The organism is Pseudomonas wuhanensis, from assembly GCF_030687395.1.
GTDB classification, from domain to species: domain Bacteria; phylum Pseudomonadota; class Gammaproteobacteria; order Pseudomonadales; family Pseudomonadaceae; genus Aquipseudomonas; species Aquipseudomonas wuhanensis.
This window is the reverse complement of sequence record NZ_CP117430.1, coordinates 29471-53406: the sequence shown is the minus strand read 5'-3', so window position 1 is coordinate 53406 and position 23936 is coordinate 29471. Positions and strand designations below refer to the sequence as shown.

23 protein-coding genes are annotated in these 23936 nt (G+C 58.7%); 9 read left to right on the top strand and 14 right to left on the bottom strand.

Going from position 1 to position 23936, the window contains the following annotated elements:
* Nucleotide 1 precedes the first annotated feature (1 nt).
* Entirely contained in the window at nt 2-1348 is a 1347-nt protein-coding gene (gene algB, locus PSH88_RS00240) for a sigma-54-dependent response regulator transcription factor AlgB (protein ID WP_305483441.1), read from the bottom strand.
* A gap of 442 nt (nt 1349-1790) precedes the next feature.
* On the opposite strand from algB, the gene PSH88_RS00235 reads away from it, so the two are divergent.
* The 4 genes from PSH88_RS00235 (at nt 1791) to PSH88_RS00220 (ending at nt 5878) form a co-directional block, all read left to right on the top strand.
* Nucleotides 1791-2075, top strand: coding sequence for a hypothetical protein (locus PSH88_RS00235; protein ID WP_305424426.1), 285 nt, complete (start codon nt 1791-1793; stop codon nt 2073-2075).
* Between the two features lie 81 nt (nt 2076-2156).
* Nucleotides 2157-2321: a DUF1328 domain-containing protein gene (locus PSH88_RS00230; protein WP_003177151.1), complete on the top strand. Its 165-nt coding sequence runs from the start codon at nt 2157-2159 to the stop codon at nt 2319-2321.
* 804 nt (nt 2322-3125) lie between these two features.
* A complete protein-coding gene (gene gltP / locus PSH88_RS00225) occupies nt 3126-4457 on the top strand; it encodes a glutamate/aspartate:proton symporter GltP (protein WP_305424425.1) in 1332 nt (443 codons plus the stop codon).
* Nucleotides 4458-4648: 191 nt separating this feature from the next.
* Nucleotides 4649-5878, top strand: coding sequence for a nucleoside recognition domain-containing protein (locus PSH88_RS00220; RefSeq protein WP_305424424.1), 1230 nt, complete (start codon nt 4649-4651; stop codon nt 5876-5878).
* 117 nt (nt 5879-5995) lie between these two features.
* Here the strand turns inward: PSH88_RS00220 and PSH88_RS00215 are convergent, their stop codons facing one another.
* The 9 genes from PSH88_RS00215 to PSH88_RS00175 all read right to left on the bottom strand — a co-directional run bounded on the left by PSH88_RS00215 (nt 5996) and on the right by PSH88_RS00175 (nt 15441).
* Nucleotides 5996-6622, bottom strand: a complete 627-nt coding sequence (locus PSH88_RS00215) for an ABC-type transport auxiliary lipoprotein family protein (protein ID WP_305424423.1) — start codon at nt 6620-6622, stop codon at nt 5996-5998.
* Entirely contained in the window at nt 6619-7557 is a 939-nt protein-coding gene (locus PSH88_RS00210; protein ID WP_305424422.1) for an MlaD family protein, read from the bottom strand. The genes PSH88_RS00215 and PSH88_RS00210 overlap by 4 nt, the downstream gene beginning before the upstream one ends.
* A gap of 1 nt (nt 7558) precedes the next feature.
* Nucleotides 7559-8362 carry an ABC transporter ATP-binding protein gene (locus PSH88_RS00205; protein ID WP_305424421.1) on the bottom strand — a complete coding sequence of 268 codons (804 nt, stop codon included), beginning with the start codon at nt 8360-8362 and terminating at the stop codon, nt 7559-7561.
* Nucleotides 8359-9507 carry an ABC transporter permease gene (locus PSH88_RS00200; RefSeq protein WP_305424420.1) on the bottom strand — a complete coding sequence of 383 codons (1149 nt, stop codon included), beginning with the start codon at nt 9505-9507 and terminating at the stop codon, nt 8359-8361. The genes PSH88_RS00205 and PSH88_RS00200 overlap by 4 nt, the downstream gene beginning before the upstream one ends.
* A 54-nt stretch (nt 9508-9561) precedes the next feature.
* A complete protein-coding gene (locus PSH88_RS00195; protein ID WP_305424419.1) occupies nt 9562-10590 on the bottom strand; it encodes a DUF5924 family protein in 1029 nt (342 codons plus the stop codon).
* 241 nt (nt 10591-10831) lie between these two features.
* Nucleotides 10832-12208 (bottom strand): M16 family metallopeptidase, encoded by a 1377-nt coding sequence (locus tag PSH88_RS00190; RefSeq protein WP_305424418.1) that lies wholly within the window; start codon nt 12206-12208, stop codon nt 10832-10834.
* 56 nt (nt 12209-12264) lie between these two features.
* Entirely contained in the window at nt 12265-13923 is a 1659-nt protein-coding gene (locus tag PSH88_RS00185) for a Na/Pi cotransporter family protein (protein ID WP_305424417.1), read from the bottom strand.
* A 225-nt stretch (nt 13924-14148) separates the two neighbouring features.
* Complete coding sequence (locus PSH88_RS00180; RefSeq protein WP_305424416.1) at nt 14149-14802, bottom strand: hypothetical protein; 654 nt, start codon at nt 14800-14802, stop codon at nt 14149-14151.
* 126 nt (nt 14803-14928) lie between these two features.
* Nucleotides 14929-15441: a PAAR domain-containing protein gene (locus PSH88_RS00175; protein WP_305424415.1), complete on the bottom strand. Its 513-nt coding sequence runs from the start codon at nt 15439-15441 to the stop codon at nt 14929-14931.
* A gap of 468 nt (nt 15442-15909) precedes the next feature.
* On the opposite strand from PSH88_RS00175, the gene PSH88_RS00170 reads away from it, so the two are divergent.
* The gene (locus PSH88_RS00170) at nt 15910-16179 is read left to right on the top strand and encodes a DUF6124 family protein (RefSeq protein WP_305424414.1); all 270 of its coding nucleotides are present in this window, start codon (nt 15910-15912) and stop codon (nt 16177-16179) included.
* A 147-nt stretch (nt 16180-16326) separates the two neighbouring features.
* Here PSH88_RS00170 and PSH88_RS00165 read toward each other — a convergent pair whose 3' ends face one another.
* Nucleotides 16327-17094: a TerC family protein gene (locus tag PSH88_RS00165; protein WP_305424413.1), complete on the bottom strand. Its 768-nt coding sequence runs from the start codon at nt 17092-17094 to the stop codon at nt 16327-16329.
* An 83-nt stretch (nt 17095-17177) separates the two neighbouring features.
* The gene (locus PSH88_RS00160) at nt 17178-18485 is read right to left on the bottom strand and encodes a CitMHS family transporter (RefSeq protein ID WP_007902913.1); all 1308 of its coding nucleotides are present in this window, start codon (nt 18483-18485) and stop codon (nt 17178-17180) included.
* Nucleotides 18486-18806: 321 nt separating this feature from the next.
* Between PSH88_RS00160 and PSH88_RS00155 the strand changes: the two genes are divergently transcribed.
* Nucleotides 18807-19208, top strand: a complete 402-nt coding sequence (locus tag PSH88_RS00155) for a GFA family protein (RefSeq protein WP_305424412.1) — start codon at nt 18807-18809, stop codon at nt 19206-19208.
* Here PSH88_RS00155 and PSH88_RS00150 read toward each other — a convergent pair whose 3' ends face one another.
* A complete protein-coding gene (locus PSH88_RS00150; RefSeq protein ID WP_305424411.1) occupies nt 19209-19535 on the bottom strand; it encodes a DOPA 4,5-dioxygenase family protein in 327 nt (108 codons plus the stop codon). It lies immediately after the preceding gene.
* An 83-nt stretch (nt 19536-19618) separates the two neighbouring features.
* Between PSH88_RS00150 and PSH88_RS00145 the strand changes: the two genes are divergently transcribed.
* Nucleotides 19619-20281, top strand: coding sequence for an NAD(P)-dependent oxidoreductase (locus PSH88_RS00145; RefSeq protein WP_305424410.1), 663 nt, complete (start codon nt 19619-19621; stop codon nt 20279-20281).
* A gap of 20 nt (nt 20282-20301) precedes the next feature.
* Here PSH88_RS00145 and PSH88_RS00140 read toward each other — a convergent pair whose 3' ends face one another.
* Nucleotides 20302-21252, bottom strand: a complete 951-nt coding sequence (locus PSH88_RS00140; RefSeq protein ID WP_305424409.1) for a choline sulfate utilization transcriptional regulator — start codon at nt 21250-21252, stop codon at nt 20302-20304.
* A gap of 114 nt (nt 21253-21366) precedes the next feature.
* Here PSH88_RS00140 and betC point away from each other — a divergent pair, with 114 nt between their 5' ends.
* Together betC and choX are read left to right on the top strand one after the other, a co-directional pair.
* Complete coding sequence (gene betC / locus PSH88_RS00135; protein WP_305424408.1) at nt 21367-22881, top strand: choline-sulfatase; 1515 nt, start codon at nt 21367-21369, stop codon at nt 22879-22881.
* Nucleotides 22882-22897: 16 nt separating this feature from the next.
* Nucleotides 22898-23818: a choline ABC transporter substrate-binding protein gene (choX, locus tag PSH88_RS00130; protein WP_305424407.1), complete on the top strand. Its 921-nt coding sequence runs from the start codon at nt 22898-22900 to the stop codon at nt 23816-23818.
* The last annotated feature ends 118 nt before the right edge of the window (nt 23819-23936 follow it).

Below are 23936 nucleotides of genomic sequence, written 5' to 3'. Positions count from 1 at the left end.
CTCACAGGTTGTACTGCTTGCGTTTGCGGTACAGGGTCGAGGCATCGATACCCAGGGTCTTGGCCGCCTGATCCAGCGTGTCGGCCGTGGCGAGGACCGCGCCAATGTGAGCTTTCTCCAACTCATCCAGGCTCAACGCAGCACCAATGCGCGGCGTGTGATTGGCCGGGGCCTCGGCCATGCCCAAGTGGCTGAGCTCTACCCGTTCCTGCGGACAAATAATGCTCGCGCGCTCCACCACGTTGCGCAGCTCGCGAATGTTGCCCGGCCAGCGGTAGCTGAGCAGCGCTTCGCGGGCCTCGTCGCTGAAACACCGGGCCGGACGCGAGTATTCCTTGACGAAGCGCGCCAGGAAACGGTCTGCCAGATTCAGTATGTCTTCCCTGCGCTCGCGAAGCGGCGGCAGGTGCAAGGTGATGACGTTCAGGCGATAGAGCAAGTCTTCACGAAAACGGCCCTCGCGAACCATGTCCTCCAGGTTGAGGTTAGTCGCTGCCAGGATTCGCACGTCAGCGCGGCGGGTCACCGGGTCGCCCACGCGTTCGTATTCCTTGTCTTGAATGAAACGCAGTAGTTTTGGCTGCAAAGTCAGAGGAAAATCGCCGATCTCGTCAAGAAACAACGTTCCGCCGTCGGCCTGATTGACACGACCCAGAGTACTTTCGCTGGCACCGGTGAATGCGCCCCGGCTGTGACCGAAAAGCTCGCTGTCCATTAATTCGGCAGTCAGGGACGGGCAGTTGATGGTGACGCAGGATTTCTTCTGGCGTTTGCTCCAGCCGTGAATCGCCCGTGACAGCTCACCTTTACCGGTGCCGGACTCGCCGAGAAGCAGGATATTGGCGTCAGTACTGGCGACCTGGCGTGCGGTTTCGAGCACCACTTTCATGGCCGGACTGTGGGAATCCAGCCCCTCCTTGGGTTTGCGCACTTCGCCTTCAAGGGCTTCCAGACGCGCCGAGAGTTGCCGTACTTCCAGCTGTTTGGCAGTGGCCAGACGCAACTGGTCAGGGCTGCAAGGTTTGACCAGATAGTCGGCGGCACCCGCCTGAATCGCATCCACGGCAGTGTCCACGGCCGAGTGAGCAGTGACGATCACCACCCGCATCCAGGGCGCCTGGATGCGCATCTGGGCCAAGACATCGAGCCCATTGTCTTCACCCAGGCGTAAATCGAGGAAGCACAAATCGAAAACCTGGCGCTGCAACAAGGCTTCGGCCTGAGCAGCGCTGGTCGCAGTGGCCACGCTGTAACCTTCATCTTCAAGGCAATAGCGAAAGGTTCGAAGGATGGCGGATTCATCATCCACCAGCAGAATGCGGCCTTGATGCTCAGTGGCTGATTCCATGTTCCTACGCTCCTTTAATTGTTGATTTTGGTTAGGCCCAGAAAAATCGGGCAAGTTGCATGATTGATTGTGGCCGATTTCAGCCAAATCAGCGGAGCTATCTACTTATCAACAAGGTAACTCACTGATCTATTTAATTTTTTATTAATGAACTGTTCTGCGGCGCTTGCCTGCGTCCCTTTCTGACATCTGCGCCCTTCCCTCAATTCCAAAAATATTGAAAGTTTCGGTGAATGCATCGTGCATTACGCACGAGCTGCGAAGCGGCATCGTGCAGGATGCGTCCAAAACGAATTTCACAGAACATCTAACTTATTGATTTTAATCGTATTAATACTGACAAAAAGGTGGCATGCAGGCTGCAGGAGTCTGGGTAACCAGGGGCATTTAATGAACCAGCGCCCGCCAAAGATCACTACCCCAGCGTGGGAGGAACTTCAGGATGAATCGCCAAGGTGCCGCCCAATTGCGTCTCTCGCCATTGCTTGTCCAGCAAGGCTTGTTTGCCCTGCTGGCGCTATTGATCACCTTGATTGGCGGCCAACAGTACTTGCGTTGGGAACAGAGCCAGCAGCCAGAGACGCCGCACCTGTCGATTCCACACACTCCTCAAACCCACTTCAGCGCCGCCAGCAGCAGCCTGGCTGACAGCGACTCGATGCGAATGATGGACGTCGACCAGGCCCAGCCTGTGGATGAGACGCCTCAGGAACGTTGGGTGTTTTAAGTAAATGAACTTGGCGCGCTCGACGCGCCGGGAAAAGCACCACAAGCAACGCCTTTAAACAGAAGCGTAAGGAGAATCACCATGTTGAGCTGGGCAATCACATTCTTGATCATTGCCATCATCGCTGCAGTACTGGGCTTCGGTGGTATCGCGGGCACCGCCACGGGTATCGCCAAGATTCTCTTTGTCGTGTTCCTGGTGATGTTCATTGCTTCCTTCTTCTTTGGCCGCCGCGGTCGAGGCTGAACATGAGCATTTCGTTAAAGACAGTGGCAGCCGCCCTGCTTCTGGGCGGCAATGCCATGGCAATGGCGGCTGAATTGCTCAATTGATGGAACGACTAAAAAAGATCCGAACTGGTATTGAGTTTCGAAACACGAAAGAGGCCACAGCGCTTTTTTCCACTGCGCTACCCGAGGACGGTAGACGCATGACCAAGGGGTCGGGACGTTCTGACTGCTTCAGGGTCGGAGTGACCTACGGGTACAGGGAGTACCTGCTCACGGGCCAGGTCAGGTAAAGCGCGCCGCAAGTTCGCCTGGCCCGGAAGGGTTCGACGAACTTGCGGAGAGCTTCAACGTGCAAAACGTTGATCTAGAGCACTCTGCTCATCTGTTCTTGCCGCATATTCCCCGCAAAACCGTTTCGCGGTGTTTCTTCGTGACCGTATATCGAGAAAGCTCCGACGTCCTCGAGAAGATAATTCGCAGCCAAACGTAGGCCTTTTCCCAAATTTCTGCCTATTTAAAAAACATCGACCTGCGCTGAAATGGCCGGCACACGGCACTTATGCCCGCCTGAATGTCGTATTCAAACCGGGTGGGACGCGGGTTTCAGTTAGAAAATCTCATGCCGATTCGGCATAGGGTAGGCGTTTACGGCATTAGACGGCGCTTCCCTGCATCGGAATAGTTGCGCCTTTTTCGCTGCCTGAGAGCTGTAAATGCTCGCTCGCGGGGACCTTATACGGGGGCCGATGCAAGACTTGTTCGCCATTGAGCGTTTCAGTTCATGCATCAGCCTGAGTCAAACGCAAGTAAGGGTAAAGATATGAAGAAGGCAAAGCTTAGCCTCGCCTGGCAGATCCTCATCGGTCTGGTTCTGGGGATAGCAATTGGTGCACTGCTCAACCATTTCAGTGCCGAAAAAGCCTGGTGGATCAGCAACGTGCTGCAACCGGCAGGCGATATCTTTATCCGTCTGATCAAAATGATCGTGATCCCGATCGTGATCTCCTCGTTGATCGTCGGCATTGCTGGCGTGGGCGACGCGAAGAAACTCGGTCGCATCGGTCTGAAGACCATCATTTACTTCGAGATCGTCACCACCATCGCCATTCTGGTCGGTCTGGTGTTGGCCAACGTGGTCCATCCGGGCACCGGCATCGACATGAGCACCCTGGGTACGGTGGATATTTCCAAGTACCAGGCCACTGCCGCCGAGGTTCAGCATGAACATGCGTTCATCCAGACCATCCTCAACCTGATCCCGTCCAACATCTTCGCGGCCATGGCCCGCGGCGAGATGCTGCCGATCATCTTCTTCTCCGTCTTGTTCGGTCTCGGTCTGTCGAGCCTGCAATCGGACCTGCGCGAGCCGCTGGTGAAGATGTTCCAGGGCGTATCGGAAAGCATGTTCAAAGTCACCCACATGATCATGAACTACGCCCCGATCGGCGTGTTCGCATTGATCGCGGTGACCGTGGCCAACTTCGGCTTCGCCTCTCTGCTGCCGCTGGCCAAACTGGTCGTTCTGGTTTACTTCGCCATCGCCTTCTTCGCCTTCGTGGTGCTGGGCCTGATCGCTCGCCTGTTCGGCTTCTCGGTGATCAAGCTGATGCGCATCTTCAAGGATGAGCTGGTCCTGGCCTACTCCACCGCCAGTTCCGAAACCGTGCTGCCGCGCGTGATCGAGAAGATGGAAGCCTACGGCGCACCGAAAGCCATTTGCAGCTTTGTGGTACCGACCGGTTACTCGTTCAACCTCGACGGTTCGACCCTGTACCAGAGCATCGCGGCGATCTTCATTGCCCAGCTCTACGGCATCGACCTGTCGATCAGCCAGCAATTGCTGCTGGTGCTGACGCTGATGGTCACCTCCAAAGGCATCGCCGGCGTACCGGGCGTGTCCTTCGTGGTACTGCTGGCTACTCTGGGCAGCGTCGGTATTCCACTGGAAGGCCTGGCGTTCATCGCCGGTGTCGACCGCATCATGGACATGGCCCGTACCGCGCTGAACGTGATCGGCAACGCCCTCGCCGTGTTGGTCATCGCTCGTTGGGAAGGCATGTACGACGACGCCAAGGGCCAGCGCTACTGGAACTCCCTGCCGCACTGGCGCAGCAAGGAAAAGCTGCCGGTTGGCGAGATCTCCAGCAACTGATCAAAAAAACCTGTAGGAGCGGGCTTGCCCGCGATGGCGTCAGCACAGTCGACATCGAAGCTGAATGTCACACCGCTATCGCGGGCAAGCCCGCTCCCACAAGGGCCCCAAACAAACCCCGGAGAAATCCGGGGTTTGTCGTTTCTGCCTACCCCGCTATCATTCGCCGCAACTTCCGGGGGATTTGACTGATGCTTAATGGCCTGTGGCTTGGCTTCTTCATCGTGGCTGCCGTTTCGGCGCTGGCGCAATGGCTGATCGGCGGCAACGCCGGGATCTGGGCGGCGATGGTGGAAAGCATTTTCGCCATGGCCAAATTGTCGGTTGAGGTCATGGTCCTGTTGTTCGGCACCCTGACGCTCTGGCTGGGCTTTCTGCGGATCGCCGAGAAGGCCGGGATCGTCGAGTGGCTGGCCAAGGCACTGGGCCCTTTGTTCCTGCGCCTGATGCCGGAAGTGCCGGCCGGTCACCCGGCCATCGGCCTGATCACCCTCAACTTCGCCGCCAATGGCCTGGGCCTGGACAACGCCGCCACGCCCATCGGCCTCAAAGCCATGAAGGCGCTGCAAGAGCTCAACCCCAGCGATACCATCGCCAGCAACGCGCAGATCCTCTTCCTGGTGCTCAACGCCTCCTCACTGACCTTGCTGCCGGTGACGATCTTCATGTACCGCGCCCAGCAAGGCGCGCCCGATCCAACCCTGGTGTTCCTGCCGATCCTGCTAGCGACCAGCTGCTCGACCCTGGTCGGCCTGTTGTCGGTGGCGGTCATGCAGCGTCTGCGCCTGTGGGACCCGGTGGTGCTGGCATACATGATTCCCGGTGCCCTGATCCTCGGTGGCTTCATGGCGCTGCTGGCGACGCTCTCGGCGACCGCTCTGGCGAGCTTGTCATCGATCCTCGGCAACGTGACGCTGTTCGGGCTGATCATGCTGTTTCTGGTGATCGGCGCATTACGCAAAGTGAAGGTCTATGAGGCATTCATCGAAGGCGCGAAAGAAGGCTTCGATGTCGCCAAGAACCTGCTGCCCTATTTGGTGGCGATGCTCTGTGCCGTGGGTGTGCTGCGAGCATCCGGAGCGCTGGATTTCGGTCTGGACGGGATTCGGCATCTGGTGGAGTGGGCCGGTTGGGACACGCGCTTTGTCGATGCGCTGCCGACGGCCATGGTCAAACCTTTCTCCGGCAGCGCCGCACGGGCAATGCTGATCGAAACCATGAAGACCTCCGGAGTCGACAGCTTCCCGGCGCTGGTGGCGGCGACGATTCAGGGCAGTACCGAAACGACCTTCTATGTGTTGGCGGTGTACTTCGGCGCGGTGGGCATTCAGCGTGCACGGCATGCGGTGGGGTGTGCGTTGCTGGCGGAGTTGGCGGGGGTGTTGGGGGCTATCGGCGTTTGCTACTGGTTCTTTGGCTAACCAAAAAACCTGTGGGAGCGGGCTTGCCCGCGATGGCGTCAGCACAGTCGACATCGACGTTGAATGTCACACCGCTATCGCGGGCAAGCCCGCTCCCACAGGGGTTCAACGGTGGCTTCAAGGCCTCAGCGGCGGCGCAACCTTCTGACCTTGCTCTACCGTCCAGGCCACTACCTGTGCCGTCAACTGGTCGCTCGCCTGGCCAAAACCGGCGATAACCGCCGGCACCTTCACATCGCTCAACGGCTGATGCACTTCAAAGCGTCGGCTGGCGAGAATTCGCTGGTCATACCCACGCACCAGCAACGCATCCAGGCGCACGACCACGCTCGCCGCCGTGCCCTGGTACTCGGTCTGGAACGCTTGCAGGTTGCCGCCCAGCTCCAGGTCCGCCTGGAAATTGCTGTCATCGGTGCTGAGCAACGGCACGCGACCGTCACGCTGGAAACCATCAAGCAGACGATTGCGCAATAGCACCGGTGCCGGATCGCTCCAGCGTGAAGCCTTGTAGCTGCTGATCAGATCACCCTGAGGGATTACGGCGATTTTCGAGTTGTTCAAGGCTTCGCTGGTCTGAGGCTTGGCCAGTCGCAACGACCAGCGCTGCGGCGTGCCGTGATGTGCCGGTGCGTCGCTCTGTGCCGACGGCAGTCGATAGACATCGGACGGTTCGGTCTTGGGGAAAATCGAACAGGACGCGACCATCGCGAAACCGGCGAGGAGGGCGAGATGAGCCAGCTTCATGGCGTGAACTCCTTGTTTTTGTCACTGCCCAGCAGGTAACCGCTGGGGTTGGCCTCAAGCCGCTGGGAAATGGTCCGCAACGAACTCAAGGTATCGCGCAGCTCACGCACCGCCGGTGCCAGGCCATTGAGGCCCTGCATGCCGTTGTTGAGGGAATCCTGATTGGCGGAGAGCAACGTGTTGATGGTTGCGCTGCTCTGTTCCAGGGACTTCATGGCTTGCTCGGCACTGCCGAACATCTGCTTGCCCTGATCGTTGAGCAGGCCGTTGGCGTTGCGCATCAACGCGGTGGTCTGTTCCAGAGTGGCGCTGGCCTGCTTGCCAACCGAAGCCAGTTGCTGCATCGCCTGACGAATGTCGCCGCGCTGGTCGGCGATGGTGCCGGTGGTTTGCTCCAGGTGCTCCAGGGTCTTGCTGATGCTCGCGACGTTCTCTGAGGAAAACAACTGATTAGCGTTGTGCATCAACACATTCACGCCCGCCATCAGATCGTTGCTGTCATTCATCAACCGGGCAATGGGCGAGGGCGATGCAACGATTGTCGGTAAATTGCCATCCTTGCCCTTGAGCGTCGGACTTTGCGGCGTGCCGCCGCTGAGCTGGATGATCGAGGTCCCGGTGATCCCGGTCAGCGCCAGTTTGGCCTGGGTGTCGTCTTTGATCGGGGTGTCTGCGCCCAAGCGAATCCGCGCCAACACCCGGCGCGGATCGTTCGGGTCCAGGCGCAGCATCACCACGTCGCCGACCTTGATCCCGCTGTACTGCACCGCGCTGCCCTTGGACAGGCCGCTGACCGCCTCGTTGAAGACGATTTCGTAATCCTTGAATTCGGTATCAACGCTGGACTTGGCCAGCCACAGACCGAAGAGCAGGGCGCCTGCCACCACTATGACGGTGAACAGGCCGATCAATACGTGATGGGCTCGGGTTTCCATGTCAGACCTCGTTGAGCTGGTTAGCGGCCGTCAGGGCCGCGCGGCCGCGAGGGCCATGAAAGTATTCATGAATCCACGCATCATCGGTTTCCGACACCTTGTCGATGGCGTCCGCTACCAGCACTTTCTTCTGCGCCAGCACTGCCACGCGGTCGGTGATGGTGTAGAGCGTGTCGAGGTCGTGGGTCACCAGAAACACACTCAAGCCCAAGGCATCGCGCAGGGTCAGGATCAGTTGATCGAAGCCTGCAGCGCCAATCGGGTCTAGACCGGCAGTGGGCTCGTCGAGAAACAGGATGTCCGGGTCCAGCGCCAGTGCTCGGGCCAGGGCCGCGCGTTTGATCATGCCGCCGGACAATGAAGCAGGGTATTTGTCGGCCGCCGACAACGGCAGCCCGGCCAACGCCAGTTTCACCGCCGCCAGGTGCTCGGCGTCGACACGGCTCAGGCCGGCGTGTTCAATCAGGGGCAGGGCGACGTTCTCGGTCACAGTGAGCGAAGAGAACAAGGCACCTTTCTGGAACAACACACCAAACCGCCGTTCGACCAGTGAGCGCTCGTGTTCCGACAGACTCGGCAAGTTCTTGCCGAAGACCTTCACCAGCCCTTCGCTGGGTTGGCGCAAGCCGACGATGCTGCGCAACAACACCGATTTGCCGCTGCCGGAACCGCCGACCACTGCCAGAATTTCGCCCTTGTACAAGTCCAGGTCGAGGTTCTCGTGCACGCTCTGGCGGCCGAAGCGATTGCACAGCCCGCGGACTTCAATCACCGCCTCTGAAGGCGCTCGGGGTAAACGACTCACCAGTCCATCTCCATGAAAAACAATGCAGCCACGGCGTCGAGCACGATCACCACGAAGATTGATTGGACCACGCTGGACGTGGTGTGCGCGCCGACGGACTCGGCGCTGCCGCTGACCTTGAAGCCTTCGAGGCAGCCAATGGCGGCGATCAGGAACGCAAATATCGGCGCTTTTACGATCCCGACCAGGAAGTGCTGAACGCCAATGTCCGATTGCAGCAGCGACAGGAACATCGCCGGCGAAATATCCAGAGACAGCGCGCAGACTACGCCACCGCCGATAATCCCTGACAGCATCGCCAGAAAGGTCAACATCGGCAACGCCACCAGCAACGCCAGGACGCGGGGTACTACCAGCAACTCCATCGGGTCGAGGCCGAGAGTGCGGATCGCGTCGATTTCTTCGTTGGCCTTCATCGAACCGATCTGTGCGGTGAACGCACTGGCGGTGCGGCCCGCCATCAGGATCGCCGTGAGCAACACACCGAACTCCCGCAGAAAAGAGAACGCCACCAGGTCCACGGTGAAAATACTCGCGCCAAAACTGGCCAGTACCGTCGCCCCGAGAAACGCCACCACAGCCCCCACCAGAAAGGTCAGCAGGGCGACGATGGGCGCGGCGTCCAGACCGGTCTGCTCGATGTGGGCGACCATCGGCGTGAGGCGCCAGCGCTTGGGACGAAACAGTCCGCGAGCGATGGTTTCCAGGATCAGGCCGACGAAACCCAACAGTTGCAAGGTGTCCTGCCAGACCGCGTCGACCGCGCGGCCGATGCGGGTCAGCAGTTGAATGCCGACGCTGATTTCCGGCTCCTTGATCGGCACACAGAAATCGGTCAGTGAGCAGTACACCGTCTGTAACAAGGCGCGATCAGCGGCAGAAAGGGTGCAATCGGGGTGTTCGGCAGACTTGCCCAGACGCTCGGCCCCCAGCAGCTCCACCAGCAATGACGCACCCGCCGTATCGAGCGCGCCGAGGCCATTGAGATCGATGTGGATGTTGCTGTCATATTGGCCACGGAGCTTTTCGCTCAGGTGGCTGAGATTGGCGTAATGGGCGAGCGTCCAGTCACCCGTGACCCGCAACAGGGCAGGGCTGTGCGAGGTATCAAGTTGGGCACTGCCGGGCATTGTGCTGCTGGTCATAAGCTCCGTGCTTGTTCGGCTATTACGCAGATCTGACTAATAGCACGAACCGCGTTACTTTTCTTTGACGGGTGTGCTGTCCAGGACCTTGAAGCGCAGCACGCCAATCAACTGACCGTCCTCAGTGAGCACCCGGACCTGCCATTTGCCGGCGGGGTTACCGGGAAAGTTCTGCTTGTGGGTCCAGGCGCGGTAGCCTTCCTTGCGCCCCCCGTTGATGTCCAGCGGGATACGGTCGACTTCTTTACCGTTGAACATCCAGACGTGATAAATCCGCTCGGCCAGACCCCGCGGAGCGTTGATCGCGGTGTACGCGTACAGCCCACCTCCGCGAATCTGTTCGGCGCTGACTTCTTCCAGGCTCTTACCGGGGGTTCGATCCTGCATTTGGGTACTGATCGCCACATCGGTCATCCACAGGGTCGCTGGCGGAACCCAGGAGCGCAGCACCCAACCGGCGGCGCCGATGCCGACGGTAATGCTGAGGATCGCCAACGCATTGCGCACGGTGCGAATCGGGAAGATCGAGGCCAGGCTCGGGAATGACAGCAACATGGCAATGCCCAGCGCCAGCTTGAAGCTCTGGGCGGTGGTCAGGTGCAGGATGACGGGCAGGGCGGTCAGCAGGGCCGCGAACAGGGTCAGGGTGTGCAGCGCCAGGAACGCCCAGCGGCGCGGTGCCAGCCATTTGTAGTAGAGCGGGTCGATGATCGAAATCAGCGCCGCCATGCTCAGTAATCCCGTGAAGAACAACTGGCCGCTGTTCCAGGTAGTGGTGATTAAAAAGAACGGCAGGACGAAGAACAGGCTTTCCTGATGGATCATCTGCGTTGCGTAACGCAGCAGGGGCTGGGGTATTTCGCGCTTGAAGACCCTGGCGAACAGCTTGGTGAGGCTGTTTTCCAGCATCAGCCAGACCCAGCTGACCAGCATGATGGTGGTGATCCACGTCGCCAGACCTTGTTGGCGATCCACCAACATGAAGCTGCCGACCCCTGAAATGAAACCGCCAAGCGCAATGACCCCGGGATAGCGCTTCATCAATTCGAGGATGCGCTGTACGTACAGGGTCAGATTCGGCATTCGGCGATTCACAATAGTCGAGGGGAAAACCTCGACAGGGTACCGCCCGAGAGGCGGTGTGGCGAGGCTTGCGGTCACTTTGATCGAACCCAAAAACCCTGTGGCGAGGGAGCTTGCTCCCGCTCGGCTGCGCAGCAGTCGCAAAGCCTGAGCATGCGGTATGTCTGAAAAACCGTGATCGCCGGGATTGGGGCCGCTGCGCGGCCCAGCGGGAGCAAGCTCCCTCGCCACAGGGAAGTCATTACTTTCTGCGGTGAACGCGCCAACCCAATACTCCAAGCACCATCAATCCAAATCCCCCGACAATCGACCACATCACCTGGTCATAACTCATCAGCGGCTTCTCGATCCGCAAATACCCCGGCTGCAATAGCAACTCACGTATCGCCTTGTTCGCCTCGGCCAGCGTCACGCCTTGCAGTGCCTTGGCCGGGTTGACGAATTGTCCGTCCTCGTAGTCGCCGAGGGCGCTCCAGTAATAGTCCGCCAGGGCGCTGTTGCCTTGCACGGCCCAGGCTTGGCGAGCGATGGCGGCTTGCTTGAGACGGGCGAAGGTGGCGGCGTCGAGGCCGTTCTTGAGCAGATCGGCTTTAAGTTCATCCAGCACCTGTTCCGCTGCCAGCACGTCATCACGATCAAGGTCGGCGTTCAGGCTCATGAAGCCCACACCACCAAACACCTCACGCTCGGCCGAAGGCCCGTAGGACAATCCATGGGCCAGACGCAATTGGCGATAGAGCGCCCAATCGAGATAGTCCTTGAGCAGGTCGAAGGTTTCGTCATGCTGGTCTTCCAGTACCGGTTCCGGCACCAGCCAATGCAACTTGGCACCGCCACCGACGAAACCGTTACTCAGATTGCGCTCGTGGGCCGCGCTGGCCTGAATGTCTGGCAGCGGCAGGTGAGCGCTAGGCTCAACCGCTTCGAGTGCGCCATAGGCCCGTTCCAGATAGGCCGGCAGCAGGCGGTCGAGGTCGCCGACCACGATCAGGGTCATGTTATTGGGCGCGTACCAGTCCTTGCGCACCTTCTCCAATTGCTCGCGGGTCAGGTGATCGACTTGTGCACGCTCGGGGCATTTGAGGCCCAGCTCCACCGCCAACTGATTACTCGCGGTATGGCCCAGATCCTGGCGATCCAGCCAGCGTTGCAGATGCGAGTAATGACCACCGTCTTCGCGCTCGACCACTTGCTTGGCGACGTTGATGGCATTGTCATCGATACGGGTCTGGGTCAGCAGCGCCAACAACAGGTCGAGGACCTTGCGCTGGTTTTTCGCCGGGGCTTCGATGACGAAGGTCGTGTCGGCATTGCTGGTGTAGGCATTCCACTCACCGCCCAAGGCCTGCATGCGTTCTTCCAGACCGCCTTCGCCGGTGGCGTCGATGCCACTGAACAGCAAGTGTTCGAGCAGATGCGGCAGTTCCTTGTCGGCGCAGCTGAAATCATCCAGGCCTACGCCAACCACCAACCGGATCGCCACATGCCCGCGCTCGGTGCCCGGTTTGAGGACCAATTGCAGACCGTTGCGCAACGTGTAGCCCTCGACCTGAAAGCGATCCAGGGCAATTGAAGGCAGTGAACCAAGTAGCAGGCAAGCGAACAGCAGACAACGCATAACAAGTTTCCGTACGGCCAGCGTAAGTTCAACAGACTCCAGGCAACTGTGGACGTTCAGGGTGAATGAGTGATGTCAGTCATATCGTCGACCGCCAGAGCGCCGGTGTCCGAAGTGCCCAACACCGCGTAGGCGCTGCTGCAGAACAGTGAATTCAAGCGTCTCATGTCAGCAATCAGTTCCAGATGCAGCGAACTGGTCTCGATACTTTGCACGATCTTACGGTTTAAACGGCTGACATGAGCGTGGGCCAGGCGGCGTTCCTGTGCGCGAAAGCGACGTTTCTCACGTAGTAACTGGCGGGCACTTTCCGGGTCGGAACTGAGAAACACCGACAACCCCAGACGCAGGTTGGAAATCAGCTGACTGTGCAGCCCCGCCAACTCCTCCAGACCGACCTCGGAAAACGACCGCCGTTGCGAGGTTTTCTGCTGCTGAACCTTGCGCAGCATGCGTTCGATCACATCGCTGGCGAGTTTCAGATTGATCGCCAACTCGATGGTCTCCGCCCAGCGCCGGCTGTCCTGTTCGCTGAGGTCTTCGCGGGGCATTTGCGCCAGGTAGAGTTTGATGGCGCTGTAGAGCGCTTCGACATCATCGGTCAGGCGACGGATTTCCTGGGTGACAGCGGTTTGTTTGCCGCGCAGCACGGCGAGCATGGCCTCGAGCATGCTGTCGACCAGATCACCGATGCGCAGGGTTTCCCGGGCAGCATTGGCCAGCGCCAGACTCGGGGTGACCAATGCGGTTGGATCAAGATGCCGCGGTTTGGCCGTGCCATTGATGTCCGGCCGCTCTGGCAGTAACCACGCACAAAGCCTGGCCATCGGCCCGACGCTGGGCAACAGGATCAGGCAGCGCGCGGTGTTGTAGAGCAAGTGAAAGCCGATGACCATTTCCTGAGCACTGAAATCGAAGCTGTCGATCCAGCGCACCAGCGGATCGAGCACCGGAATGATCAGCAGCAGGCCGATCAGTTTGTACAACAGGCTACCGAGCGCCACCTGACGGCCGGCAGCGTTCTGCATGCTGGTGCTGAGGAAAGCGAGAATGCCGCTGCCGATGTTGGCGCCGATCACCAGGCCGATGGCCACTGGCAGACTGATCACGCCGGCACCAGCGAGGGTCGCGGTCAGCAGGACGGCAGCCAGGCTGGAATAGGAAACCATCGCGAACAGCGCGCCGACCAGGGCATCGAGCAAAATATCGCCGGTCAGCGAGGCAAAGATGACCTTCACCCCTTGCGCCTGAGTGATCGGCGCGGCGGCCTCGACGATCAATTGCAGCGCCAGAATGATCAGCCCCAGACCAATGCTGACCCGGCCCATCTGCCCGACCCGGGTCTGCTTGCGTGACAGGAAGAAAATGACCCCGAGGAAAATCAGCAGCGGCGACAGCCACGACAGGTCGAGGGTCAGTACCCGCGCCATCAGTGCGGTACCGACGTCGGCACCGAGCATCGTCGCCAGGGCCGGGGTCAGCGCCATCAGGCCCTGACCGACAAACGAAGTCACGAGCATGGCGGTGGCATTGCTGCTCTGAACCATGGCGGTCACCATGATCCCGGCGAGAAACGCCAGCCAGCGCCTGGACATGTTATGGGCGATGACGTGGCGCAAGTTGGAACCATAAACCCGCAGGATGCCGGTTCGGACGATGTGCGTGCCCCAGATCAAAAGGGTCACGGCCGATAACAAATTGAGCAGGGTGAGCATACAGGCCCCCTGTGGTGGTAGCGCCCCAGTGGGGCAAGTCGACGGTGCCGCGCGTTTTTCTACGTTCTGTACTTAAGCTGTAGTTGGCTAACGGTCTGGGCGCCAGCATCGCATAGCTAAAGAGGCGATTGAAACAAAACTGTCACAGAAACAGCTTGTTGATGGACCGCAATGCAATAGACGCTGCCCACTGCCAATGTATGCGGAGAACGTTGGTGCGACTCTTCATTTTCCGCTGTGATCCGAACCCACGCTGATATCGATCAGGTATTTCGCCGTCGCCGGATCACGTTCATCGCAGCGTGCATAACACTTAATCAGAAGCAGCAAACTGTATTTCCCCGGCACGTACAGATCGATGCCGTCAGCCTGATCGAAAAGCTTTGCCTGTAGTTGTTCACGGTCTGCAACAGAGTCGAGTCTGAACCAATCGTTCTTCTCTTCGGGCTGAAGCTCCCATCCTTGGTTTTTAAGGGTGTTCTGCAACCCCTCCAACCGTTCCACTGCCTTTCCAAATGACATTGTTTCTGACATGGGCGACGTGGTCAGGGTTGCGACCTTCAGGCTTCCATAGGTAACCGCGCCAAAGACCGTAGGAGGGAGTTTGAACCCGTAAGCAGGATCATCAAACTCTATAACGGTCGAACTGGTGATCCATGTAGAACTCGGATGAGGAGGGTCTTTAGCGTCGTTAGGATCACCAGGATAAATCGCCGTGTTGCCTTCGACCGGGAATGTCGAGTCTTTGATGACCTGTTCGTATGGCTTTCCTATGTAGACGGATAAGGTTTTGGTACTCCAACGGGAATACACCAAGCTACCTGCCACCAGAAGAGTAAAAAAAAACAAAATCAGCCAGCGTTGCCTTGAACCGATCACTGACGTACTCCATTTCCATTTGCGATATCTGTAATGGAGTTTTTTAGCTGACTTTTAGTGGTTGGATTCTTTAGCAGATTGTTGAATTGTGCTGCGGCCCGTAGGACGAACTCCATCCTTTGATTTTTATCCGCGAGATTGGCGAGCGGATTGCTGCTGAAAGAAACGCTCCGATTGTCTGGTAACGACACTCTGAGTCATGCCCTGAGCGTTGGTCTGGCCTTTGACGATTCGTCCTTCAGCGGTTTCGATTTCGTACCCTTGCTCGGCAATCGGTTCACCATCGCCGGCGCTGACGGCTTTGAATTCGACCAAGGGCTGGCCAATGATTGGCAAGGGTGGGATGAAGGGCGCGGGCGTGTGAGTGCTGCCGATGATAACGCTGCCAGAGCCGCCGATCACCACGCCACCATGGCTGGCGGTGCTATCGAGGGTCATGGCGTTCAGGCCGTTGATGAAGACCGTTGAAGAGAATCCGCCACTGAGGGCCTGACCGCAGGTGCATTTGTCGCTGGCCCGCGCAGCAGCAAGACCGTCGAAAAAGACATCGGGTGAGCCGCTGGCGATGGGATTGGTGCCATGCCCGGGAAGCGGGCAAGTAGTGGGATCCGTGAGGCGTGCAGCCGGTTTTCCAGACATATGCATTCCTTGTCATTGTCGTTTGATGCGAGCGGGGGACGCTACCCAGCCGAGTACTGTGCGTCAACCTTTGGAAATAACTGTCGGATAATCCTTCAACCGCGCTGGTGTAATTCACGCACTCTGCGACGCATGTTTAATGACATTCAGAGTTACTTCTCAGGGGCTACAACGCCTTGCGCCATTGCCTACGGTTACGCCAGAATCCGCCGGCTTGTGCGCCTTGACCCTGGCCTCTATCGTTTCCCAGTCGCTGAAAACAGTGATCGGGTTTGGTAGCCCGGAGTCCTGGCGCATAGCCACATTTTGCGGACGCTTTCTTAGGTCGCAGCTTTATGGTGGCCATGCGCAGGGTCCCTTCGGGGACGCCGGTTCCAGTACTCCGGTCTACCAACCTGTGTATGGCCGCCACCCTTCGTTTGGTAGCGAGTGTGATGGCTCCACGTAACCAGTACTGGAGTTCTATCTATGTTCAAGGTAACACCCAACCCACCGGACACCGATCCGGCCTCCCTGCGCAAACCCAGCACAATCTTCTTCATCGACCCCAAGGTTGATAACGAAACCCTGCTCGCGCACGCCTGTGAATCTTTGGCATCGGCCAGCGTCCTGGCCAGTGATTTCGCCGCACTAATGGAAGGCCCACATCGCAATACCGTGTTGGCGATTCAGCAGATCATCATGCTAGGGGAGTTGGCGGTGAATCGAGTGCTGGATAACCTCGATCCGCCTGGGTAGCCACTGCGCAAAAATGTGGGAGCGAGCCTGCTCGCGATGAGGCCGTCACATTCAACATTGATGTTGACTGACAGACCGTCATCGCGAGCAGGCTCGCTCCCACAGGTTTTGCGCACTGGCTGACATGAGCCAGTGCGCAGATTCGGGTTATTGGCCCGGAACATCCTTGCGCAGTTTCACTGGATCCTGCTGTTTGCGCTTTCTCGCCATGGCGGTGCGCATCTTGATGTTGATCGCTTCCACCGCCAACGAGAACGCCATGGCGAAGTAGACGTAGCCTTTTGGCAAATGCACGTCGAGCGATTCGGCAATCAGAACGGTACCCACCAGCAACAGGAACGACAGCGCCAGCATCTTCAGCGACGGGTGTTTGTCGATGAACTCGCTGATAGTGCCAGAAGCCCACATCATCACGAGCACCGCAACGACAATCGCCGCGACCATGACCGGTACATGGGACACCATACCCACCGCGGTGATCACCGAGTCCAGCGAGAACACGATGTCGATGATCGCGATCTGAATGATGGTGTAGAGGAAGTTGCCACCCTTGCCGCTCGGCTCGTCGTTGGCTTCATCTTCACCTTCCAGCGCGTGGTACATCTCTTGCGAGCTCTTCCACAACAGGAACAGACCACCGAAGAACAGGATCAGGTCACGCCCGGAAATACCCTGGCCGAACAATACGAACAGGTCTGCGGTGAGGCGCATGACCCAGGTGATCGACAGCAGCAACAGGATCCGCGTGATCATGGCCAGCGCCAGGCCGAAAATTCGGGTGCGCGCCTGCATGTGCTTGGGCATGCGGCTGACCAGGATCGAGATCATGATGATGTTGTCGATGCCCAGGACGATCTCCAGGGCGGTCAGGGTGAAGAAGGCAACCCAGATTTCAGGGTTGGTCAGCCATTCCATGTGTATTCCTTTGAGCGAGTGTTTAAACCACGAAGGGCCCAGGCTTCAAACAAAGCCTGGACCCCTCATGGTGAGTCTTGGGCTTATAGAGTGCTGAACAGCGGAAAAATCCCCATCAGCAACGCAGCGACCAGTATGCACAGGCAAACCAGCACTGCCCACTTCAAGGTGAACCGCTGATGGTCACCGAATTCGATACCGGCCAGGGCCACCAACAGATAGGTCGATGGAACAAGCGGGCTCAGCAAGTGGACGGGCTGACCGACGATCGAGGCACGTGCCATTTCCACCGCGGTTATACCGTAATGACTGGCGGCTTCGGCAAGTACCGGTAACACGCCGTAATAAAATGCATCGTTCGACATGAAGAACGTGAACGGCATGCTCACCAGCGCGGTGATCACGGCCAGGTACGGCCCGAGGAAATCCGGGATGACCGCCAGCAGGCTTTTCGACATGGCATCGACCATGCCGGTGCCCGTCAGGATACCGGTGAAGATACCCGCGGCAAAGATCAAACCGACCACTGCCAGCACGCTACCGGCGTGGGCCGCAACGCGGTCCTTCTGTTGTTGCAGGCACGGGTAGTTGACGATCATCGCGATACTGAACGCCACCATGAACAATACCGGCAGAGGCAACAGGCCAGCGATCAGGGTGCCCATCAGCGCCAGGGTCAGCGCACCGTTGAACCAGATCAGCTTCGGACGACGGGCGTCAGGGAACTGCGAAACGCTGATTTCACTGTGGTCGATTTCATCACCGACCAGATGCAATTCACCCAGACGCGCACGCTCGCGTTTACCGTAGAAGTAGGCAATCGCCAGAATCGCTACCACGCCGGCCAGCATCGCCGGAATCATTGGCACAAAGATGTCGGACGGGTCGACATGCAGCGCACTGGCCGCACGAGCCGTCGGGCCACCCCAAGGGGTCATGTTCATCACGCCACCGGCGAGGATGATCAGACCGGCCATGATCCGCGGGCTCATGCCGATGCGGCTGTAGAGCGGCAGCATGGCGGCCACGCAGATCATATAAGTGGTCGCGCCGTCACCATCAAGGGAAACGACGAGCGCCAGTACGGCGGTGCCGACCGAAACTTTCAACGGGTCGCCCTTGACCAGTTTGAGGATCTTGCGCACGGCCGGGTCGAACAGGCCGGAGTCGATCATCAGGGCGAAGTAGAGAATGGCGAACATCAGCATCACGCCGGTCGGCGCGAGCTTGGTGATGCCTTCGAGCATCATCGGGCCGATCTTCGGCGAGAAGCCGCCGAACAGGGCGAAGATGATCGGGATGATGATCAGAGCGATCAGCGCGGACAGGCGCTTGGTCATGATCAGGAACATGAACGTGATGACCATGGCGAAGCCAAGGAAAGTCAGCATAGGAATACTCCAGGCGTAGCGCGGCTAGTAAATGGGCGAACCGGATGAGGTCAGCGCAGAACGGGAAGCACGAGACGTACGGGCGGAGTGACAGCGAAGAGGCGGGTAGTAGCGGACATCAGAATCACCATTGTTGTTGTTTAATGGACCGGGCGGGCGATAAAACACTCGCATTGGCCAACCGGTCTGTTGCCGGCAGTGAGGGCGATCCTAATCGGGGAAGCTTTCAGCCAGCTTTCGCGAGTGAAAGCATTGACCGAATGAACAACCGGTCGTCGGCCCGGTTGAAAGGCCGTAAACACGGGGTCAGGAGCAAAAGACATGGGCGAACTTCACACCGGCGGCTGCCACTGCGGACAAATGCGCTATCAATTCAGCGGGCCATTGCACGACATCGCCCACTGCCATTGCTCGATTTGCCGACGGGTCAGCGGTGGAATCGTGACCACCTGGATCACCGTGCCCGCCTCAGCATTTGAATGGATGGCGGGTACGCCGTCGCGGTACGAGTCTTCGTCTACTTGCGTGCGATATTTCTGCCCAAACTGTGGGGCGCAACTGGCGCTAGTGACGAAGCTCAGCCCCGAGAGCATCGACGTGACCATCGCCACCCTTGACCATCCCGAGCAAGCACCGGCCGAGCGGCATATCTGGACCGACAGTCGTTTGCCTTGGCTGCATCTGGACGAGCACTTGCCCGGTGAGGCCCAAGAACAACTCTGATCAGAAAACAGACAGGTTCAGCGGCCGGATCGCGCCCATCCAGATCGCATGTTCGGTGTGGTCGAGCAGATCGTCGCCCGTGTCCGGGTGCAGGAATATCACCAATCCCTTACGGTTGAGCGCCAGCCACGGCAACACCGCGCCGAGATGTTGCGGCTCGAAAGCCAATTGGCAGCTCCAGTCTGGATGCGGGCCAACCGGGCGTTCGTGCATGCGCCCCATCTTCAGCGGAAACAATTGCGCTGCCTGCTCACACAGGGCCCGGGCCTGCGGCAGGGTGCTGGCATCGAAATAGACATGGGCGTGGTAGCCCTTGATCTGTTGCATCTGAAACCCCTTTAAACCTCGTCGAACCCACACCGTTCCCAGCAGGTCTTACGCTATATAGGCAGGAAGTACGGAGCACGGCCATGAAAAATGCCGAAACCCCGGTGGTGAAGGTAGTGCTTTATGGTGCCATGAGTAGCTTGGGCAGTGCGCTGATGGCTGAAATGCTGCGGCGCCAGCATGAAGTGATCGCGATTCTCGATGACCTGAACGCGCTCGCGCCGCGCCCGGGTTTACGCACCAAGACTGGTGACCTGTTCGATGCCAAGCGGGTCAAGCAGAGCGTGGCCGGCAGTTCGGCGGTGATCTGCCTGCTCGATGCACCAGGGCTGCCGATGAACAGTGAACACATCGAAAAATCCATCGTGCCCGGCCCGGTCGAGGAGGTGCTGGCGGTGGATGCACTGATCGACGGCATGCAGGCCGCAGGCATTGCCCGGCTGTTTGTGGTGGGCGATTTCGAGGTGCTGGACGATCCGGAAATAGAAGACCCGTTGCAACGCCACGCCGCCGAAGAAATCCGCGAGGCTCTGCAAAGCAGCTCGTTGCACTGGACCTTGGTGAATGCACCACGCCGCGTGCCCGGGCTGACCATCGAGCATTTCAGTCACGTCAGCAGTAGCCTGGAACCTGGCTTGGCCGCAGCGCTGGAACGGCTGAACAGGGTAGCGGTGGGGATTGCCGATGAGCTGCACCTGAACCTGCATGTGGGTGAGCATGTGAGTTTTGTCGGGACTTCGGAATAGTAAAGATCGTCCGCACCCGTTTACACCGCAATCGAAGGCAAAGGAAGACCATTGAGCGATTGCGCACTGCTGGCCTGTTCCGCCATCAACCAATCCACAAACAGCTGAATCAACACCCCACGTCGTTTGCGCTGGGGCAGGACCACGTAATAGCCCAGCCTGGAAATCACCGTGTCGGCAATCGGGCGACACAACAGACCTTGCGCCAGCAAGTTATCCACAAGGTGCCGCCAACCGATTGCGACGCCCTGACCGCCAATCGCCGCCTGAATCAGCAAGGTGTAATTGTCGAAGCGCAGTTGTCCCGGGGCTGGCGCCGACGTGATCCCCAGCTCGCGAAACACGCCGCTCCAGTCGAACCAGTTACTGCTGTGTTCGCCTCTCAGGTGCAACAACGGAAACTCCAGCAAGGCCTGAGCCGGCAAGGGCAGGGGACGGTCTTTCAATAGCAGCGGGCTGCACACAGGAAACACTTCTTCGCTGAACAGCCAATGGCTCTCGCCTTGCTTGAATCGGCCATCGCCGAATAGCACCGCCACATCGATATCGGTGCGCAGCATGTTGTGGCTGCGCTCACTGGTGACCAGGCTGACATCCACGTGAGGGTTGGCGGTATGGAAGCGGTGCAGACGCGGCATCAGCCAGTACGCAGCGAAGGCGAAATCGGTGGCCACCTGCAACACTTCGTGCTGTTGCTGAGCGCTGATTGCGCTCAATCCTGCATCGATGTTCTGCAAACCGAGCTGAACTTGCTCGAACAGAATGGCGCCAGCCTCGGTCAGTTCGATACCGCGATAAATGCGGTCGAACAACCGTGTAGCGAGCTGCTCTTCCAATCGCTTTATCTGCTGGCTGATGGCCGGTTGCGTGGTGCCGAGCTCCACCGCGGCCGCGGTGAAACTGCGTTGCCGGGCCGCGGCTTCAAAGGCACGCAGCAGGTCCAGGGACAAATCACCGAGGGCGTCATACATAAGCTGTGCTTATCCTAGTCATTGCCTGGCATGGGCTTTACCACAAAGAGTATGGACTCCATGCTCGATCACAGCACTCTCGCATAAATATCCACTATGGAATGCCGCGATCACATGAAGCGCAAAAATATTCTTTTCATCATGGCCGATCAAATGGCCGCGCCAATGTTGCCGTTCTACGGCCCTTCGCCTATCAAACTGCCGAATCTCAGCCGCCTGGCCGCCGAAGGCGTGGTGTTCGACGCCGCTTATTGCAATAGCCCTCTTTGCGCGCCGTCGCGTTTCACCCTGGTCAGTGGCCAGTTACCGAGCAAGATCGGCGCCTACGACAACGCGGCCGATTTCCCTGCCGACGTTCCGACTTATGCCCACTACCTGCGGCGCCTCGGTTACCGCACCGCGCTGTCGGGCAAGATGCACTTCTGTGGCCCGGACCAGTTGCACGGCTATGAAGAACGCCTGACCAGCGACATCTATCCGGCCGATTACGGTTGGTCGGTGAACTGGGATGAGCCGGATGTGCGCCCAACCTGGTATCACAACATGTCGTCGGTGCTGCAAGCTGGGCCGTGCGTGCGCACCAATCAACTGGATTTCGACGAAGAGGTGGTGTTCAAGGCCCAGCAATACCTGTTCGATCACATCCGCGAGGACGGCGATCAGCCATTCTGCCTGACCGTGTCGATGACTCACCCACACGATCCGTACACGATTCCCAAGGCTTTTTGGGATCTGTACGACGAGGCCGACATCCCTTTACCCGAGACACCCGCACAGAAAGAACTCGATCCTCACTCCCAGCGTTTACTCAAGGTCTATGACCTGTGGGACAAGCCGCTGCCTGTGGATAAGATTCGCGACGCGCGCCGCGCCTATTTCGGTGCGTGCAGCTATATCGACAGTAACGTCGGCAAACTTCTGCAAACACTCGAAGAAACCGGGCTGATCGATGACACCATCATCGTATTCTCCGGTGACCACGGCGACATGCTCGGCGAGCGCGGCCTCTGGTACAAAATGCACTGGTACGAAATGGCTGCCCGTGTACCGCTGCTGATCAGTGCACCAGGGCAATTCGGGGCCGGGCGGGTCAGCGCGGCGGTGTCCACCGCCGACCTGCTGCCGACCTTTGTGGAATTGGCCGGCGGCTCACTGGAACCAGGTCTGCCGCTGGACGGCCGCTCGCTGGTTTCGCACCTGCAAGGGCAGGGCGGTCACGATGAAGTTTTCGGTGAGTACATGGCCGAAGGCACCATCAGCCCGTTGATGATGATTCGCCGTGGCGCCTACAAATTCATCTACAGCGAAGACGACCCTTGCCTACTCTTCGATGTACAAAACGACCCGAAGGAACAGGAAGAGCTCAGCCAATCGCCGCAACATCGGCAACTTTTCGAGGCGTTTCTCGCCGAAGCGCGGGGCAAATGGGATATCCCGGCGATCCACCAACAGGTGCTCGCCAGTCAGCGACGCCGACGTTTCGTTGCCGAGGCCCTGACCATCGGCAAACTGAAGAGCTGGGATCACCAGCCGCTGGTAGACGCCAGTCAGCAGTACATGCGCAACCACATCGACCTCGACGATCTGGAACGTAAAGCACGCTATCCACAACCCTGCCAAAACCAATAATGTTAAGGGGAAGTCCATGCAAAGGTTATCCACAGTACTGACAGTCGGGCTTCTGGCTCTGGGCAGCGCCTCGGCCTACGCCGAGCAAAGCTGCGAGACGGTGAAAATGGCCGACCCTGGCTGGAGCGACATCGCTGCAACCAACGCCATCACCGGGTTTCTGCTGGACGGCATGGGCTACAAGGCCAAGGTCGACACGCTGGCGGTGCCGATCACCTTTGGCGGTCTGAAGGATGGCCAGGTGGACGTTTTCCTGGGTAACTGGATGCCGGCGCAGCAAGGCTTCTACGACAAGTTCGTGGCCAATGGCGACGTTACGCAACTGGCGAAGAACCTCGACGGCACCGAGTTCACGCTGGCGGTCCCGGACTATGTTTGGGACGCGGGTGTGCATAACTTTAACGACTTGAATAAGTTTGCTGACAAGTTCGACAAGAAGATCTATGGCATCGGCTCCGGTGCCCCGGCGAACATTTCGCTGCAAGAGATCATCAAGAAGAACGACTTCGACCTGGGTCAGTGGAAGCTGGTCGAATCCAGCGAGCAGGCGATGCTGGCCGAAGTGTCTCGCGCGGTGAAGAAACAGAAGTTCGTGACCTTCCTCGGCTGGACGCCACACCCGATGAACGTGCAACTGAAAATGCATTACCTGAAGGGCGGCGAGAAGTACTTCGGTGACACCGGCAGCGTTTATACACTGACCCGCAAAGGTTATGCACAGGCCTGTCCGAATGTCGGCAAGCTGCTCACCAACCTGAGTTTTACCCAGGAAATGGAGAACAGCATCATGGCCGAGGTGGTGAACAAGAAAATCAGCAATACCGAGGCGGCCAAGGCGTGGATCAAGGCCAACCCGGTGGTGCTGGATAAATGGCTCGATGGTGTGAAGACTGTGGATGGCAAGGATGCTCTGCCGGCGGTCAAAGCCAAGTTGTAACGGTTCTCTGTGGCGAGGGAGCTTGCTCCCGCTGGAGTGCGTAGCGCTCCCATTTCGGCGAACACGGTTTATCTGTCTCACCGAGTTGTCCGGATTGGCGGCTGCTGCGCAACCGAGC